The organism is Corynebacterium sp. NPDC060344 (assembly GCF_042725215.1).
GTDB lineage: Bacteria > Actinomycetota > Actinomycetes > Mycobacteriales > Mycobacteriaceae > Corynebacterium.
The window spans coordinates 229,655-244,932 of sequence record NZ_JBHXCS010000001.1; the positions used below are offsets into that span (position 1 = coordinate 229,655).

Below are 15,278 nucleotides of genomic sequence, written 5' to 3' on the forward strand. Positions count from 1 at the left end.
TTATCGCCCGAGCGGGCGATCCCGCGCACCGGCCCTCAGCGGCAGGAATCGACGAAGGACCGCAGCACCGACGGCGCACCCGCGGGGTGAACGTGCAGGTACGACGCGTGGACGCGGCCATCGGGCGAGACGAATCCCTCGGTGACCGCATCGCCGCCCCAGCCGCGCCAGCCCCACGCGGGCGTCCATCCGGCGTCGTGGGCCGCGGCGGCGGTGCCCTCGTCGAGGCGGGTCTTGTGGAACTCGTGGCCCGTCACCCGGCTACCGGCCGGGCCCAGCGCGGAGCCCGACAGCATCGTCGCCGTGCGGTAGCCCAGGCTCAGCCGGCCCATCGACGCCGACCCGGGGATGACGCCGCACATCCGGTGCCCGCCCAGCGATTCCAGCAGCCACAGCAGCCCGGCGCATTCGGCGTGCACGGCGGCGCCGTCGGCGACCATCGCGCGCACGCCGGCGGCGAGGTCGTCGCGGGCGGCCAGGTCCGCGGCATGCTCCTCGGGGAAGCCGCCGGGCACCACCAGGCCATCGGCGGCGGGCAGGTCGTCGACGAGCGGGTCGAAGACCTCCACGCGCGCGCCGGCGGCGGCCAGCAGTTCCGCGTGCTCGGCGTAGGCGAAGGTGAACGCGGGCCCGCCGGCCAGCGCGATGCGGGGGCCGCTTTGCGACGTCCCGGCGCCGATGACCTGCGCCGGATCCCACGCCTCGAACCCGGAGCGCACGTTGGCCAGGGTGGCCACGGCATCGAGATCGACGTGCCTTTCCACCAGGTCGGCCATCATCGCCACCGCATCGCGGGCCTCTTGTCCCCCTTCGGCCGCGGTGACCAGGCCGAGGTGGCGCGACGGGACCTCGATGCCGTCGACGCGCGGGATCGCGCCGAGCACCGGCACCCCGACGGCCTCGATGGCGTCGCGGACGACGGCCTCGTGCCGGTCGGAGCCGACGCGGTTGATGATCGCCCCGGCGACGTGCACGCGGTCGTCCATCGTCGCGAACCCGTGCACCAGCGCCGACGCGGACTGGCTCATGTGGCGGGCGTCGACGACGAGGATGACCGGCATGCCCAACAGGCGGGCGACCTCGGCGGTCGACGCGCTGGCGTCGAGGGGATCGCCGCCGATCCGGCCGTCGAAAAGCCCCATGACGCCCTCGACGATGCCGATGTCCAGCCCCGCCGAGCCGTGGGCGTACAACTGGCCGATCAGGCCCGTGCCGCACATGACCGAATCCAGGTTGCGGCCCGGGCGGCCGGCCGCGATGGCGTGGTAGCCGGGGTCGATGTAGTCGGGGCCGACCTTGAACGGGGCGACCGAGCGGCGGCGGGCCAGGGCGGCGATGAGGCCGGTGGCGATGGTCGTCTTGCCGGTGCCCGATGCCGGCGCCGCGATGACGACGCCGGGTGCGCAGCCGTCTACCACTCGATGCCCTTCTGGCCCTTGCGTCCGGCGTCCATCGGGTGCTTGTGCTTGGTCATCTCGGTGACCAGGTCCGCGACCTCGAGGATGCGCGGGTCGGCGTCGCGGCCGGTGATGACCACGTGCTGGCGGCCCGGGCGATTCGCCAGCGTCTCGGCGACGTCGGCGGCGTCGACCCAGCCCCACTTGATCGGGTAGGTGAACTCGTCGAGGACGTAAAAGTCATGTTCTTCGGCGGCCAGGCGGCGCTTGATCTCCGCCCAGCCCTCGGCGGCGTCGCGGGCGTGGTCCTCCTCGGAGCCGCGCTTGCGCGACCACGACCAGCCCTCGCCCATCTTGTGCCACTGCACGGGGCCGCCCTCGCCGGTGTCGTCGTGGAGCTCGCCGAGGCGCTTGAACACGGACTCCTCGCCGACCTTCCATTTGGCGGACTTCACGAACTGGAAGACGCCGATGTCCAGCCCCTGGTTCCACGCCCGCAGCGCCATGCCGAACGCCGCGGTCGACTTGCCCTTGCCGTGGCCGGTGTGGACCGCGGTGATGGGCAGCTGGCGGCGCTGGCGCGTCGTCAGCCCGTCGTCGGGGATGTTCTTCGGATCAACCTGTCCCTGTGCCATGCCCGACATATTAGCGGGGGCGAAGTACCCCGGCCGCTACGCCCGCCCCTGCTCGTCCATCCAACGGCTGCGCGCCTCGTCGAACGCGCCGCGGGTGCGCACCTGGACGCTGGTGACCTCGGGCGCGGGGCCGCGCACCGCGGCGACGAGGCCCCTGAGCCTCCCGATCGCCGCGGCCACCTCCGGGTCGTTGCCCGCATGCTTTGCGACGGTGGCGCGCGGCAAATCGATCGCGTACCTCGTGTCGCCGAAGGGCACGTGGTCCGGATTGACGCCGTCGTAGTCGAGTTCCGTCTCGCCCGTGCCGGCCTGCGCCAGTCCGTCGAGCGCGTCGAGGATGATCGCCAGCGATTCGTCCTCGTCGGCGGTGTCGGCGTCGGAGTCCCCGGCGCCCGCACCCGCAAGTTCACCGGTGAACCACGCGGTGACCGTGAATTCGGCCTTGTCCGCGGGCGGCTCGGCGTCTCCGTTGAGTTGGCGCCACTGGTCAGCCAGGCCCCATTCGTCCTCGTCGCCGCCGGGTTCGACGTCGGCGACGCTGAAGCCGGCGTCCACCGCGCCGAGCCGTGCACCGATGGCCAGCGCGAGGCGCCCGAGCAAGAGATCGGCGCGCCAGCGTTCGGCGAAAATGCTGATCTCGATGACGTTGACGGACACGGTGTCGGGGGCGGCGGCGTCGGGGCGGGTCATGCACATGAGGCTACCGCCGGTCACGCCCCCACGGCCGCCCTCACCACGCCGGCGACCGCGTCCGCGCTGAGCTCCTCGATGCGCAGGCACGGCGCCCCGAGGTGGTTGGCCAATTCCCGGGCCAGCCCCAACCGGACGCGCCCGGATTCGCAGTCGACGACGATCGACCCCGCCACTCCCCTGCGCCGGATCGCGTCGGCGGCCGCCGCCGCTGTGTCCCGGCCGCCGGCGGCCGTCGCGCGCCCATCGGACAGCACCACGAGCATCGCCCGCCGCGACGGATCCCGCCGGTGCTCGCGTTCGATCAGCTTCCGCGCGGTCTCCAGCCCCGAGGCCAACGGCGTCCGCCCGCCCGTGCGCACATCATCGAGCCGTCTGCTCGCGGCCACCGTCGACCTCGTCGGCGGCAGTTCCACGGTGGCGCCATCGCCGCGGAACGTCACCACGGCCACGCGATCCCGCCGCTGGTAGGCGTCGCGAAGCAGCGACTGCACCGCCCCGGTGACGGCCTCCAACCGATCGCGCGCGGCCATGGACCCGGAGGCGTCGACGAGGAACACGATGAGGTTCGACTCGCGCCCCTCCCGCTCGGCGCCACGCAGATCCGCGCCGGTCAGCGACACCATTCCCCCTTCGAGGCCGGCGCCGCGCTCGGCCGCCGCCAGCACCGTCCCCGGAACGTGAACGCCGCGGCCGTCGCGCACCGCGCGGATGTCGCGCCCGCGGGGCCCCGTCGCTCGCCCGCGGCGGCCGTCGGCTCCGGCACCGATGCCGTCGAGAAGCAGCGTCCTAGCTGCGAAAGGGATCGCCCAACCGGACAGTACCTCCCGTCGGCGCCGGGGCCTGGCCCTCGCTTGGCGACGACTCCGCGTCTCCCTCGTCCGGCGCATCCAGTGAGTCCGGCGCATCCTGTGAGTCCGGCGCATCCTGCGGTTCGTCCGGGTATCGGTCCTCGGCGCGGTCGAGGGCGTCGTCGAGATCCTGCTGGTCGACCCCTGGCTCATCGAAGGGATCGCGGCGGCGGCGATGCGGCAAAGCCAGCTCGGCGGCGACGCGGATGTCCTCGGAATCGATCTCCGTGGCCCCTCGCCACGCGGCGTGGGCGCGGGCGGTGCGGGCAATGACCAGGTCCGCACGCATGCCGTCGACGTCGAAATCGGCGCACAGCGACGCGATGCGGGCCAAATGCACGTCATCGAGCGGGATCTCGCCGACCAGCGCCCGGGCACGGGCGAGGCGGTCGCGCACGTCGCCATCGGCCTCGGCCCACCGGGCGGCGAAGGCGCGCGGATCGGCCTCGTAGGCCAGGCGGCGACGCATGATCTCCACGCGCACCTCCGGATCGCGAGAGGCGGTGACGTCGACGGCGAGGCCGAAACGGTCGAGCAGCTGCGGGCGCAGCTCGCCCTCCTCCGGGTTCATGGTGCCCACGAGGACGAAGGACGTCTCCTCGACGTGGGAGACGCCATCGCGCTCGACGGTGACGCGGCCGGTCGACGCGGCATCGAGCAGCACGTCGACGAGATGGTCCGCGAGGAGATTGACCTCGTCCACGTAGAGCACGCCCCCATTGGCCTTCGACAGCAGGCCGGGGCGGAAATCGGCGTGGCCCGTGGTCAGCACCGACTCGACGTCGATGGACCCCACCACCCGATCCTCGGTCGCGCCGAGCGGCAGATCGACGACCGCGCCCTTCGGCAGCAGCGGGCCGAGCGCGCGCACGGCGGTGGTCTTCGCCGTGCCCTTCTCCCCCCGCACCACCACGCCGCCGATGCCCGGCGACACCGCCGTCAGCAGCAGCGCCAGCCGCAGTCGATCCTGGCCGACGATCGCGGCGAACGGGAAACCCGGGAAGGCAGACATGCAGTCACTTATACCGTGCAACGAAAAATCGGCGGCGGTGGCCCCCATGAATCCATGGGTCCCACCGCCGCCGATCGGATCGGCCGGGCTCTAGTTGTTATGTCCCGTGAGGTTGTGAACGACTTCCGCGGGAGTTGAGCCGCCCAGTGCGCCATGGGGTCGGTGGTGATTGTAATGATGCAACCACCCCGGATACACCCGCGCACGGGCGGCTTCACCGTCGTAGGTATCGGCATAGGCCCATTCAGCGGCCAACGTCCTGTTGAACCGCTCGACCTTGCCATTGGTCTGCGGCCGATACGGACGGGTAAACACATGCTTGACCTGCTCGGCGGCGAGCACGTTGTTGAACAACTTCGACCGGTATGCCGAGCCGTTGTCGGTCATCACCCGGCTAATGGCGATGCCGTAGCCGGCGAAGAAGGTCCGGGCTCGCTGCCAAAACCCCACCACGGTGTCCTTCTTCTCGTCGTCGAGTATCTCCGAGTACGCCAGCCGGGAGCAGTCGTCGACGACGTGGTGCAGGCAGGCGTAGCCGACGCCGGAGTGGCCCTTGGTCTTGTCGTTTCCGCGGCCGAGTTTGCGCCAGCCACCGCCGTCGGGGATGCGGCCGAGCTTTTTGACGTCCATGTGGACCATGTCGCCGGGGACGTCGTAGACGTAGGAGTTGGCCGGTGCCCGGCGTATCGGAAGTCCGGTGGCCTGGTCGAGGCAGGACAGCGCCGGCATGCGGTAGCGGCGCAGGACGCGGTGGACCGTGGAAGGGGCCATGCCCAGGTGGAAGGCGATGCGGGCCGGACCCCAGCGTCGGGTGTGGCGCAATTTGATGATGCGGCGTTCGGTCCGCTGTGGGGTTTGGTTCGGGCTGGTGGCCGGCTTGCTGGTCCGGTCGGTCATGGGCAGTCCGTCGCGGTAACGGCGGGACCATTTGTAGGCCGTGGAGGCCGAGACTTGGAAGCGTTCGGCGGCGCGGGCGCAGCTCCAGCCATCGTCGATGATGAGCTTGGCCAGGCGCAGTCGCCCGGTGGGGGTCAGTGGTGCGTTAGCGTGTGTCATGGAAGGTCGTTTCTGGTGTCTTTGAGTGTGGTAACCCAAGACAATCACAGGGACGGCCTTCCCTTGTTCTATCCAGCCGGGGCAATCGCCTGACGTGGTGATGCCCCGGTAGGCAGCGTTCGCAACCTACCGGGGCATAACATCTAGCGCTCCAGCTTCAGGGCCTTCTGCGAGGCATCCCAGACCTTCTTGTACAGCTCCGGATCATCGGAGAGCTTGGTGCCGTAGGAGGGCACGAGCTCCTTGATCTTCGGGGTCCAGGCGCTCATCTTGTCTCCGAAGCAGCGCTCCAGCAGCTCGATCATCACGGCCGGGGCGATGGAGGCGCCCGGGGACGCGCCCATCAGGCCGGCGATGGAGCCGTCCGCGGAGTTGATGACGGCCGTGCCGAACTCCAGGGTGCCGAACTTCGGCGCCTTGGCCGGCTTGATCACCTGCACGCGCTGGCCGGCGTTGACGATCTCCCAGTCCTCGTCGCGGGCGTTGGGCACGTACTCGCGCAGCGACTCGACGCGCGCGGCGTGGTTCTTGATGACCTCGGTGATCAGGTACTTGGTCAGGCCCATCTCGTGGACGCCGACGCCGAGCAGCGTGGCCAGGTTGTGCGGGCGCAGCGACTTCGGCAGGTCCGTCAGCTTGCCCTGCTTGAGGAACTTCGGGGTCCAGCCGGCGTAGGGGCCGAAGAGCAGGCCCTTCTTGCCGTCGATGACGCGGGTGTCCAGGTGCGGCACGGACATCGGCGGGGTGCCCACCGACGCCTTGCCGTAGACCTTCGCGTCGTGCTTGGCGATGAGCTCCTCGTTGGTGCAGCGCAGCCACTGGCCGGACACGGGGAAGCCGCCGTAGCCCTTGATCTCCGGGATGCCGGCCTTCTGCAGCAGCGGCAGGGCGTTGCCGCCGGCGCCGACGAACACGAAGTTCGCGCGCACGGTGCGGGTGTCGCCGGTGTGCGTGTTCTTCACCGTGATGACCCACTTGGAGCCCTCGCGGGTGATGTTCTTGACCTCGTGGCCGTAGCGGACCTCGGTGCCGCGGTCGGACAGCGCCGCCAGGTACTGCTTGGTCAGCGCGCCGAAGTTGACGTCGGTGCCGTTGGGGTTGCGGATCGCGGAGACCGGGGTGGAGAAGTCGCGGCCCTCGGCCATCAGCGGCAGGTACTCGGCGAAGCGGTCGTGGTCCTCGATGAGCTCCTGGTCGTGGAACAGGGGCTCGTCGTTGAGGGCCTCGAAGCGGCGGCGCATGAACGCCATCTGGTCGTCGCCCTGCGCGAAGGTGGTGTGGTCGACCGCGTTGATGAACGCGCGCGGGTCGGTGATGACGCCGTCCTCGACCAGGTTGGTCCACAGCTGGCGGGAGACCTGGAACTGCTCGTTGATCTTCAGCGCCTTGTCAACGTTGACCACGTTGTTCGCCTCGGGCGTGTAGTTGAGCTCGCACAGCGCCGCGTGGCCGGTGCCGGCGTTGTTCCACGGGGAGGACGACTCCTCGGCCGGCTGATCCAGGCGCTCGAAGATGACCTGGGACCAACCCGGCTCCAGCTCGGTGAGGAGCACGCCGAGCGTGGCGCTCATGACGCCCGCACCGATCAGGGCGACGTCGACGTCGTCGCCGACGGTGGCGGGAAGATTGTTTTCAGACACTGCGGTCAACATCCTTCTGGCTAGGTAATCGGGCGGCGCACGCACGTCCCCCGGACTGACACACTGTTCCCATCCATTGTGTCACAACCCCGGGTGCACCCCCATAAAGTGCCGCTAGGCTGAGGCCCGTGACCTTCCATGAGCAGACCAGTTCCACCCCCGAATGGACGCCCGGGATCCTCGGCGGCGATTTCCCCGAAACCGTCATCGACCTGGGGCGGGACCCCGATGGCGAGGGCGATGTCGTCGCCACGGTGATCAAGTACGCGCCCCCCGGGGAGCGGGGGGCGGACTTCACCCGCCGCCCCGCGGTGCTGTGGGTGCATGGCATGAGCGACTATTTCTTCCACGAACACGTCGCGCGCGTCATCCACGACGCCGGCTACGCCTTCTACGCGGTCGATCTGCGCAAGTGCGGCCGGTCGCGCCGCGAGGGACAGCGCTGGCACCACGTCCGGGACATGTCGCTTTACGACGTCGACCTGGACGCCACCGCGGCGCTCATCCTCGGAGAGGGCCACCCCGGATTGTCGCCGCTGGCCCACTCCACCGGCGGTCTCGTCGCCGCGCTGTGGCTCGATGGCCTGCGCGAGCGCAATCCCGTGATGCACGCGAAGATCCCCGGCGCCGTGCTCAACAGCCCCTGGCTGGATCTGCAGTACCCGAGGATGCAGAGGGCCGTCGTCAAGCTGGCCGCGAAGGTCATGGCGCGGCGCGCGCCCGACCGCCTCACCCCCGACAAGGGGCTCGGCGGCTACGGGCAGTCGATCTACAAGGGCGCCAAGGGCGACTGGGACTTCGACGTCACCCTCAAGCCCGTGGAGGGCCACGTGAAGTCGTGGTCGTGGCTCAATGCCGTGCTGGTTGCGCAGCGCCGCGTGCACCGCGGCATCGAGGTCGGGGTGCCCTGCCTGGTGCTGCATTCGGACCGTTCCGCCGTCAACGCCGACTGGTCGCCGGCCATCGACACCGCCGACGCGGTGCTCGACGTGGAACAGATCGCGCGGCGGACGCGTTGCCTGGGTCGTGGGGCCCGGAACAGGGCCATCCCCGGCGCCCGGCACGACGTGTTCCTGTCCAAGGACCACGCCCGCGGCCACGCGCTGTCGGAGACGATCCTGTTCTTCGATTCGGTCAACGGCCGCTGAGCCCCGCGCGAAGATTTTCAGACGAGATACATCAACACCGTCCACCGAGGAGATGCTTTGTCCAGCGAGACCGCCCGGCACTACGACCTGATCATCATCGGCACCGGATCGGGCAACTCGATCCCGTCGCCCGCCTTCGATGACGTCAGCATCGCCCTGGTCGAGGAGGGCCGCTTCGGCGGCACCTGCCTCAACGTCGGCTGCATCCCCACGAAGATGTACGTGCTCGCCGCCGACGCCGCCCGGAACGTCTCCGAGGCCGCGCGCCTGGGCGTGCACGCCCACGTCGACTCCATCGATTGGGACTCCATCAAGGAGCGCGTCTTCGGCGCCCGCATCGACGCCATCGCCGACGGCGGCGAGGCCTACCGCCGTGGCCCGGAGACGCCGAACATCGACGTCTACGACCGCCACGCCGTCTTCGTCGGCCCGCGGCGCATCCGCACGGGCCGCGGCGGCGAGGAGGTGGAGATCACCGCCGACCAGATCATCATCGCGGCGGGCTCGCGCACCAAGGTCCCGGGCTTCGTCACCGAGTCGGGCGTGGGGTACCGCACGAACAAGGACATCATGCGCATCGACCGCCTGCCGGAGGAGATGATCATCCTCGGCGGCGGGTTCATCGCCACGGAGTTCGCGCACGTCTTCTCCTCGCTGGGCGTCGACGTCCACGTCATCGTCCGCTCCGGCGCCATGAACCGCGAGTCCGACGCCGAGATCTCGCGCCGCTTCACCGAGGTCGCCTCCCGCGATTGGGACGTCCGCCTGAACACGACCATCGAGTCGCTGAGCGAGGAAGAGGCGGCCGACGGCTCGACCGTCGTCGTCGCAAAGCTTTCCGACGGCACGGAGGTCCGCGGCGGCCAGTTCCTCGTCGCCACCGGCCGCGCCCCCAATGGGGACCTGATGGAGCTGGCCGCCGGCGGGGTGGACATGGAGGACGACGGCCGCATCGCCGTCGACGAGCACGGCCGCACCTCCGCCGAGGGAGTGTGGGCGCTGGGCGACGTGTCCAGCCCGTACATGCTCAAGCACATCGCCAACCATGAGGCGAAGGTCGTCTTCCACAACGTGCTCAACCCCGATGACCTGCGCTCCTTCGACCACCGCCACATCCCCTCGGCGGTGTTCTCGCACCCGCAGATCGGGCAGGTGGGCATGGACGAGGACGAGGCGCGCCGGTGGGCCGCCGACAACGGCACCGACGTCACCGTGAAGGTGCAGAACTACGGCGACGTCGCCTACGGCTGGGCGCTGGAGGACCGCGACGGATTCGCCAAGCTCATCGCCGACAAGAAGACCGGCCGCCTCCTCGGCGCGCACTTCATCGGCGAGCAGGCCGCCACCCTGGTGCAGCAGTGCATCCAGATGATGGCCTTCGACCAGGACGTGCGCGAGGTCGTCGACAAGCAGCACTGGATCCACCCGGCGCTGCCCGAGCTCATCGAGAACGCGATCCTCGGGCTCGAATTCGACTAGTCCGGCGGCGACCGCGGGCTAGGCGCAGACCACCGGCCGCCCGGCCAGGGCCTCGGCGACGAGGCCGTGCACGATCGGGTGATCGCGCATGTGGTCGTGGGTCAGGGGGCTCGGCGCCTGCGGGCACGCGTCCTGGACCAGGACGTTGGTCACCGTCGCGCCCGGGCCCGCCTCGAGGAAGGCGCCGGGGGCGGCGCTGGCGGTGGTGTCGTCGCGCGAGACCAGCACGGTGTAGTCCACGCCCGGCACGGTGTCGGGCAGCGACCGCAAATGCGCGACGACGTCCGACCCGTTGAGCTGCTGCAGTGCGGCCGGCCCCAGCAGAGCGTCGCCGATGGCCACGGCCTCCGGGCTGGAGTGCAGGTTCAGCGCATCGAGCCCGCCCATCGAGGTGCCGCGGTGGGTGCCGGCGAGGTAGATGGCGTCGTCGACGAACTGGGCCGCACCGTGCTCGCCCATGGCCACGTGCATGAGGGCGGCGGCCTGCGAGTGGCCGATGACGTCGACGGCGCCGGCCGCCTTGCCCGCCGCCGTCTCTCCCGCGACGTACCGGATCGCCTCGTCGACGGCCCTGGCGCTGGCCACGACGTCGCCGACGCCGGCATTGCCCGGCACGCTGCCCGCCAGCGATTCGCGGTGCCACCCGTAGCCGAGCGCGTACACGCAGTGGCCGGCGTCGACGAGGGGCTGGGCCAGCGCCTTCATCTGCCCGGCGACGCTCCACGTGCCGTGGATGAGCAGCACCGGCTGCGGGTGCTCGGCGGCGGGCACGCACTCCGGGTCGTTCGCCCACTCCAGCTCCGGGAACGCCTCCTCGGTCATGCTGGATCCCGCGGACCCTGCGGACCCCGCCGGCGCCGCGGCGGCCGTCCCGGTGCCCATGCCGAGCGCCGCCGCCATCGCGAACGCCGCCACCGCGGCCCATCCCCTGCGCCTGCGAATCATCCGCCACTCCCCTGGTCAGGCCCCGTTCGGGCACTCCGGTTACCGTTTCCCCCTGAATGTAACGGGTTAACGTGAAGCGCGGGAGGGTTTACCCCAGTTCGGGCACCCCGGTCGCCGCCGCGAGCGCCGGCCCGGCCAAATGCTCCTCGATCGCATCGGCGATGAGGTCGAGCTGCCGCAGCCGCTCGGCCCGGAAATCGGTGTCCGGCGCCACGACGAATCCGCCGAGCCCGGCGGCCTCGGCCACCGCGCGCAGGTAGTCGCGGCGAACCTCGTCATTTTCCAGCAGCCCGTGCCGGTGGGTGCCCGCGACGGCGCCGCGCACGGCACCCTCGCCATGCGGCCACCGCTCCTCGGCGCACCTGGTCACCCGCCCGTTGTGCACCTCGTAGGACCCGTCGTCGTGCCTGGCCAGGATCTTCGGCTCGGCGAACTCGATGTCGGCGTCGAAGATGCCCAGGCCCTCCACGCGCACCGGATCACCGGCCGTGCCGTCGGGGTTTTCCACGCCGTCGACGATGGACGCGCACATCATCTGGAATCCCCCGCAGATGCCCAGCGTCGGGGCGCCGCGGGCTGCGCGGCGGACCACGGCGTCGCCAAGCCCCTGCTCGCGCAACCAGGCGAGATCGTGGACCGTGGCCTTCGTGCCCGGCAGCACCACCAGGTCGGCGCGCGCGACGGTGCTGGGGTCGACGGTCCACTCGACGCGCACGCCCGGCTCCGCGGCCAGCGCCTCGACGTCGGTGGCGTTGGACACGCGCGGCAGGCGGATCGCGGAAACGGTGAGCGTGTCATCGCTCAGCGGCCGCGTCGCCGGGCCGATCGACGTCGCGGCTACGGTGCCCAGAGAATCCTCCGCGTCGATCCACAATCCCTGAATGAACGGAACGACGCCCAGGACCGGCACGCCCGTGCGCTGCTCGACGACGTCGAGCCCCGGCTCGAGCAGCTCGACGGCCCCGCGGAACTTGTTCACCGCGAACCCCGTGATCCGCGCCCGATCCGCCTCATCGAGGATCGCGTGCGTGCCCACGAAATGCGCCAGCACCCCGCCCCGGTCGATGTCGCCGGCGATGATCACCGGCAGGTCGGCGGCCTCGGCCAACCCCATGTTCGCGATGTCCGACTCCCGCAGGTTGACCTCCGCCGGCGAACCCGCGCCCTCGCACACCACGACGTCGAAACGCTCCCGCAAATCGGCCAGGCAGCCCACGGTCACCGACCGCAGTGCTTTGCGACGCTCCCGGTACGTCAGCGCCGACACCGACCCCTGCGCCCGGCCCCGCACCACGACCTGGCTCGTCTGATCGGAACCGGGTTTGAGCAGCACCGGGTTGAAGTCGACGCTGGGCTCCAGCCCGCACGCCAGCGCCTGCAGGGCCTGGGCGCGGCCGATCTCCCCGCCGTCCGGCGTCACCGCGCAATTGTTGGACATGTTCTGCGCCTTGAACGGCGCCACCGACACCCCGCGGCGCACCAGCAGCCGGCACAGGCCCGCGGCCAGCACCGACTTGCCCGCATCCGACGTGCAGCCGGCGACGAGGAACGCCGCGCCCCTGCTCCCCCGGCTCACCGGGTCAGGCCCCCGGCGTCCAACCGGTGAGGAACTGGCCCTCGACGACCTCGTCGGGCTGGGTGAGGATCTCGTAGCCCGACTCCGTCACCAGCACCGTGTGCTCGAACTGCGCCGTCCACTTGCGGTCGGAGTTCTGGACGGTCCAGCCGTCGTCCCAGATCTCATAGTCCAGCTCGCCGAGGTTGATCATCGGCTCGACCGTCAGGGTCATGCCCGGCTCGAGCACGGTGGTCTGCGACGGCTCGTCGTAATGCAGCACCACCAGCCCATTGTGGAACGTGGTGCCCACCCCGTGGCCGGTGAAATCGCGGACCGTATTGTAGCCGAAGCGGCGGGCGTAGGCCTCGATCACGCGGCCGATGACGTTGATCTCGCGGCCCGGGCGGATCGCCTTGATGCCGCGCATCGTCGCGTTGTACGTGCGCTCCACCAGCAGGCGGTGCTCCTCGGACACGTCGCCCGCGAAGAACGTCGCGTTCGTGTCGCCGTGGACGCCGTTCTTGTAGCCGGTGACGTCAACGTTGACGATGTCGCCGTCCTCGATGACCTGCGTGCCCGGGATGCCGTGGCACACGATCTCGTTGAGCGACACGCAGCTGCTCTTGGTGAAGCCCCGGTAGCCCAGCGGCGACGGGTACGTGTCGTTGTCCATCAGGTACTCGTGGACCACACGGTCGACGTCGTCCGTCGTCGCGCCCGGCACGCACGCCTTGCCCGCCTCCACCAGCGCATTGGCCGCGATGCGGGAGACCTCGCGCATGGCCTCGATGTCCTCCGGCGCCTGCACCAGCGGCTCGCCGACGCCCTCGGCGACCTCGTCCTTCCACGCGTACTCCGGCCGCGCGATGTGGGCGGGCACGGTGCGGATGGGGGTGGGCTCCTGCATGGTCAACGGTGCACGATCGGTCATGGCGAACACGATACCCCCGGCCCCGGATCGATCAGCCGACGGGCGCGGGGTCCTGCCGCTCGTCGAGGTTCGCCAGGAACGCGTCGGTCACCGACACCGCATGCTCCGAGCCGCCGCCGCGGACGATGAGGGTGGCGAAGGCGATGTCATCGCGCCACCCCGTGAACCACGCATGCGAACCGCCCGAGACCTCCGCCTCGCCGGTCTTGCCGTACACCTCGCCGCGCGCGGCGATGGCCGTCGCCGTGCCGGAGGTGACCACCGACCGCATCACCGAACGCAGATGGTCCACGGTAACCGGGTCCAGCGCCTCCGGCTGCGCCGACGCCCACGTGCCGGCCTGCGGCACCAGCGTCGGCGTCGGCACGCGCCCCGCGGCGACGGTCGCCGAGACCATGGCCATGCCGAAGGGGCTGGCCAAGTCGAAGCCCTGGCCGTAGCCGGCGTCGATGCGCTCGGCCTCGTCCGTGCCGTCCGACACCGAACCGGTGATGGTGTCCAGCCCCGCGATGCGGTAGTCGACGCCGATGCCGAAGCGCTTCGCCTCCGCCTGCAGCTGCCCCGGGTCCATGCGGTGCGAGATGTCGGCGAAGGTGGTGTTGCACGACCGCGCGAAGGCGTCATTGAGCGACGTGTTGCCCACGCCGGAGCCGTTGTAGTTGGTCACCACGCGCGGGCCCAGCGTCATGGTGCCGGGGCACGGCACCGTCGACGACGGGTCCAGCCCCAGGTGGTCCATGCCGGCGGCGGCGGTGACGATCTTGAACGTCGACCCCGGCGGGAACTGGCCCATCAGCGCCAGATCGCCCTTCTCGTCGGCCTTGCGGGTCTGCGCGACGGCGAGGACCTCGCCCGACGACGGCCGCACGGCGACGAGCATCACCTCGGCCTCCGGCCGCAGATCCACCGCCCGCTGCGCGGCATCCTGCACCGACTTGCTCACCGACGCGCGGATGGCCGGCCGGACCTCCGGAGCCACGGTGTGCAGCGGCGCCAGCACCCCGCCGTCCCGGTTGGCGGCGACGATGTTCCAGCCGTCGCCGCCGGAGACGTCGTCGGAGACGATGCGCTCGACGCGGCTCATCAGATCGGGCGCGAACGCCGGATCCGGCCGCACCATCGCCGCCTCGTCGTTGACGGACACGCCCGGCAGCGACGCGAGCTCGTCGCGCACCTCCGCCGGCGCATCCGCGGGCAGCACCACCACGGAGTATCGCCCGGAGCCGCCCGCGGCCCGCTGCCCCACCTCGCGTGCGTCGACGGACGCGGCGCGGCGGCCCTCGTCATCGGCGGGCATGCCGTTGTTGACCACGGTGGCGATGCGGTTGACTGCGCCCTGGACGTCGTCGACCGCCGACCGGTCGAGCACCACGCGGTGGACCGTGCCCGGCTCGAGCAGCGACGCCCCGTCCGAGCCCACCACCGACGCCCGCGGCGCCGGGACCCGGCGCAGTTCCGGGTGCTGGTTGTTGCCCAGCCGCGGATGCAGCGCCGACGGGCTCCACCGCACCGCCCAGCGGCTGTCGGACTTGGTCAGGTGGAACGTGGTGTCGTACGCCCACTCGCGATCGCCCGCCAGATCCCATTCCATCGTGACCTCCGCGGTGGTGCGGCCCCCGTCGCCGCGCACCTCCCCGATGTGCGCCTCCAGCGTCTCCGCCGACAGTCCCGACCACGCGGCCTCGAGGTCGCCGCGGGCGGTCGACGCATGGTCGGTCAGCTCCGCGGCCGCCGCCACGTCGCCGGCGGCCAGTGCCCCGAAAAAGTCCTCCAGCACGTCTTCCCCGGTGTCCGGCCGCGGCGTGCACGCCACCGCGGTGGCGGACATGGCGACGGCCGTGAACAGCGCGGCGATGCGCCGCCGGGGAGAACTGGGGTTCATGCCGCGGACGCTATCACCGGCGGCGGACCGCCCCCGGATGGCACGCCGACGGCC

At 70.9% G+C, this 15,278-nt stretch carries 13 protein-coding genes; 2 read left to right on the forward strand and 11 right to left on the reverse strand.

All coding sequences use genetic code 11. The features are described 5' to 3' along the window. Positions 1-35 precede the first annotated feature (35 nt). From ACFWGD_RS01050 to mqo, 7 genes are all read right to left on the reverse strand, one after another. Entirely contained in the window at positions 36-1,418 is a 1,383-nt protein-coding gene (locus ACFWGD_RS01050) for a cobyrinate a,c-diamide synthase (protein ID WP_377776664.1), read from the reverse strand. Beyond that, complete coding sequence (cobO, locus tag ACFWGD_RS01055) at positions 1,412-2,032, reverse strand: cob(I)yrinic acid a,c-diamide adenosyltransferase (protein WP_377776665.1); 621 nt, start codon at positions 2,030-2,032, stop codon at positions 1,412-1,414. Before cobO ends, ACFWGD_RS01050 begins: the two co-directional genes overlap by 7 nt. 36 nt (positions 2,033-2,068) lie before the next feature. After that, positions 2,069-2,722 carry a hypothetical protein gene (locus ACFWGD_RS01060; protein ID WP_377776666.1) on the reverse strand — a complete coding sequence of 218 codons (654 nt, stop codon included), beginning with the start codon at positions 2,720-2,722 and terminating at the stop codon, positions 2,069-2,071. A gap of 20 nt (positions 2,723-2,742) precedes the next feature. Then, positions 2,743-3,543: a VWA domain-containing protein gene (locus ACFWGD_RS01065; RefSeq protein ID WP_377777001.1), complete on the reverse strand. Its 801-nt coding sequence runs from the start codon at positions 3,541-3,543 to the stop codon at positions 2,743-2,745. After that, positions 3,512-4,585, reverse strand: a complete 1,074-nt coding sequence (locus tag ACFWGD_RS01070) for an ATP-binding protein (RefSeq protein WP_377776667.1) — start codon at positions 4,583-4,585, stop codon at positions 3,512-3,514. The genes ACFWGD_RS01065 and ACFWGD_RS01070 overlap by 32 nt, the downstream gene beginning before the upstream one ends. A 90-nt stretch (positions 4,586-4,675) precedes the next feature. Beyond that, on the reverse strand, positions 4,676-5,641 hold the full coding sequence (locus tag ACFWGD_RS01075; RefSeq protein ID WP_377776656.1) for an IS481 family transposase: 966 nt from the start codon (positions 5,639-5,641) through the stop codon (positions 4,676-4,678). A 143-nt stretch (positions 5,642-5,784) separates the two neighbouring features. After that, positions 5,785-7,293, reverse strand: a complete 1,509-nt coding sequence (gene mqo, locus ACFWGD_RS01080; RefSeq protein ID WP_377776668.1) for a malate dehydrogenase (quinone) — start codon at positions 7,291-7,293, stop codon at positions 5,785-5,787. A 116-nt stretch (positions 7,294-7,409) separates the two neighbouring features. On the opposite strand from mqo, the gene ACFWGD_RS01085 reads away from it, so the two are divergent. Further along, positions 7,410-8,429 (forward strand): alpha/beta fold hydrolase, encoded by a 1,020-nt coding sequence (locus ACFWGD_RS01085; RefSeq protein WP_377776669.1) that lies wholly within the window; start codon positions 7,410-7,412, stop codon positions 8,427-8,429. A gap of 57 nt (positions 8,430-8,486) precedes the next feature. After that, positions 8,487-9,908 carry a mycothione reductase gene (mtr, locus tag ACFWGD_RS01090; RefSeq protein WP_377776670.1) on the forward strand — a complete coding sequence of 474 codons (1,422 nt, stop codon included), beginning with the start codon at positions 8,487-8,489 and terminating at the stop codon, positions 9,906-9,908. A gap of 18 nt (positions 9,909-9,926) precedes the next feature. Here the strand turns inward: mtr and ACFWGD_RS01095 are convergent, their stop codons facing one another. The 4 genes from ACFWGD_RS01095 to ACFWGD_RS01110 form a co-directional block, all read right to left on the reverse strand. After that, on the reverse strand, positions 9,927-10,853 hold the full coding sequence (locus ACFWGD_RS01095) for an esterase/lipase family protein (protein WP_377776671.1): 927 nt from the start codon (positions 10,851-10,853) through the stop codon (positions 9,927-9,929). An 88-nt stretch (positions 10,854-10,941) separates the two neighbouring features. Then, complete coding sequence (locus ACFWGD_RS01100) at positions 10,942-12,429, reverse strand: cobyric acid synthase (protein WP_377776672.1); 1,488 nt, start codon at positions 12,427-12,429, stop codon at positions 10,942-10,944. Between the two features lie 4 nt (positions 12,430-12,433). Beyond that, positions 12,434-13,342 carry a type I methionyl aminopeptidase gene (gene map / locus ACFWGD_RS01105; RefSeq protein ID WP_377776673.1) on the reverse strand — a complete coding sequence of 303 codons (909 nt, stop codon included), beginning with the start codon at positions 13,340-13,342 and terminating at the stop codon, positions 12,434-12,436. Between the two features lie 31 nt (positions 13,343-13,373). Then, positions 13,374-15,224: a penicillin-binding transpeptidase domain-containing protein gene (locus ACFWGD_RS01110; RefSeq protein ID WP_377776674.1), complete on the reverse strand. Its 1,851-nt coding sequence runs from the start codon at positions 15,222-15,224 to the stop codon at positions 13,374-13,376. Positions 15,225-15,278: the final 54 nt, after the last annotated feature.

Excerpts from the sequence above, each read along its gene's own strand:
- cobO (WP_377776665.1), bottom strand. The coding sequence starts at position 2,032 with ATGGCACAGGGACAGGTTGATCCGAAGAACATCCCCGACGACGGGCTG.
- ACFWGD_RS01060 (WP_377776666.1), bottom strand. The coding sequence starts at position 2,722 with ATGACCCGCCCCGACGCCGCCGCCCCCGACACCGTGTCCGTCAACGTC.
- ACFWGD_RS01070 (WP_377776667.1), bottom strand. The coding sequence starts at position 4,585 with ATGTCTGCCTTCCCGGGTTTCCCGTTCGCCGCGATCGTCGGCCAGGAT.
- ACFWGD_RS01075 (WP_377776656.1), bottom strand. The coding sequence starts at position 5,641 with ATGACACACGCTAACGCACCACTGACCCCCACCGGGCGACTGCGCCTG.
- mqo (WP_377776668.1), bottom strand. The coding sequence starts at position 7,293 with ATGTTGACCGCAGTGTCTGAAAACAATCTTCCCGCCACCGTCGGCGAC.
- ACFWGD_RS01095 (WP_377776671.1), bottom strand. The coding sequence starts at position 10,853 with ATGATTCGCAGGCGCAGGGGATGGGCCGCGGTGGCGGCGTTCGCGATG.
- map (WP_377776673.1), bottom strand. The coding sequence starts at position 13,342 with ATGACCGATCGTGCACCGTTGACCATGCAGGAGCCCACCCCCATCCGC.
- ACFWGD_RS01110 (WP_377776674.1), bottom strand. The coding sequence starts at position 15,224 with ATGAACCCCAGTTCTCCCCGGCGGCGCATCGCCGCGCTGTTCACGGCC.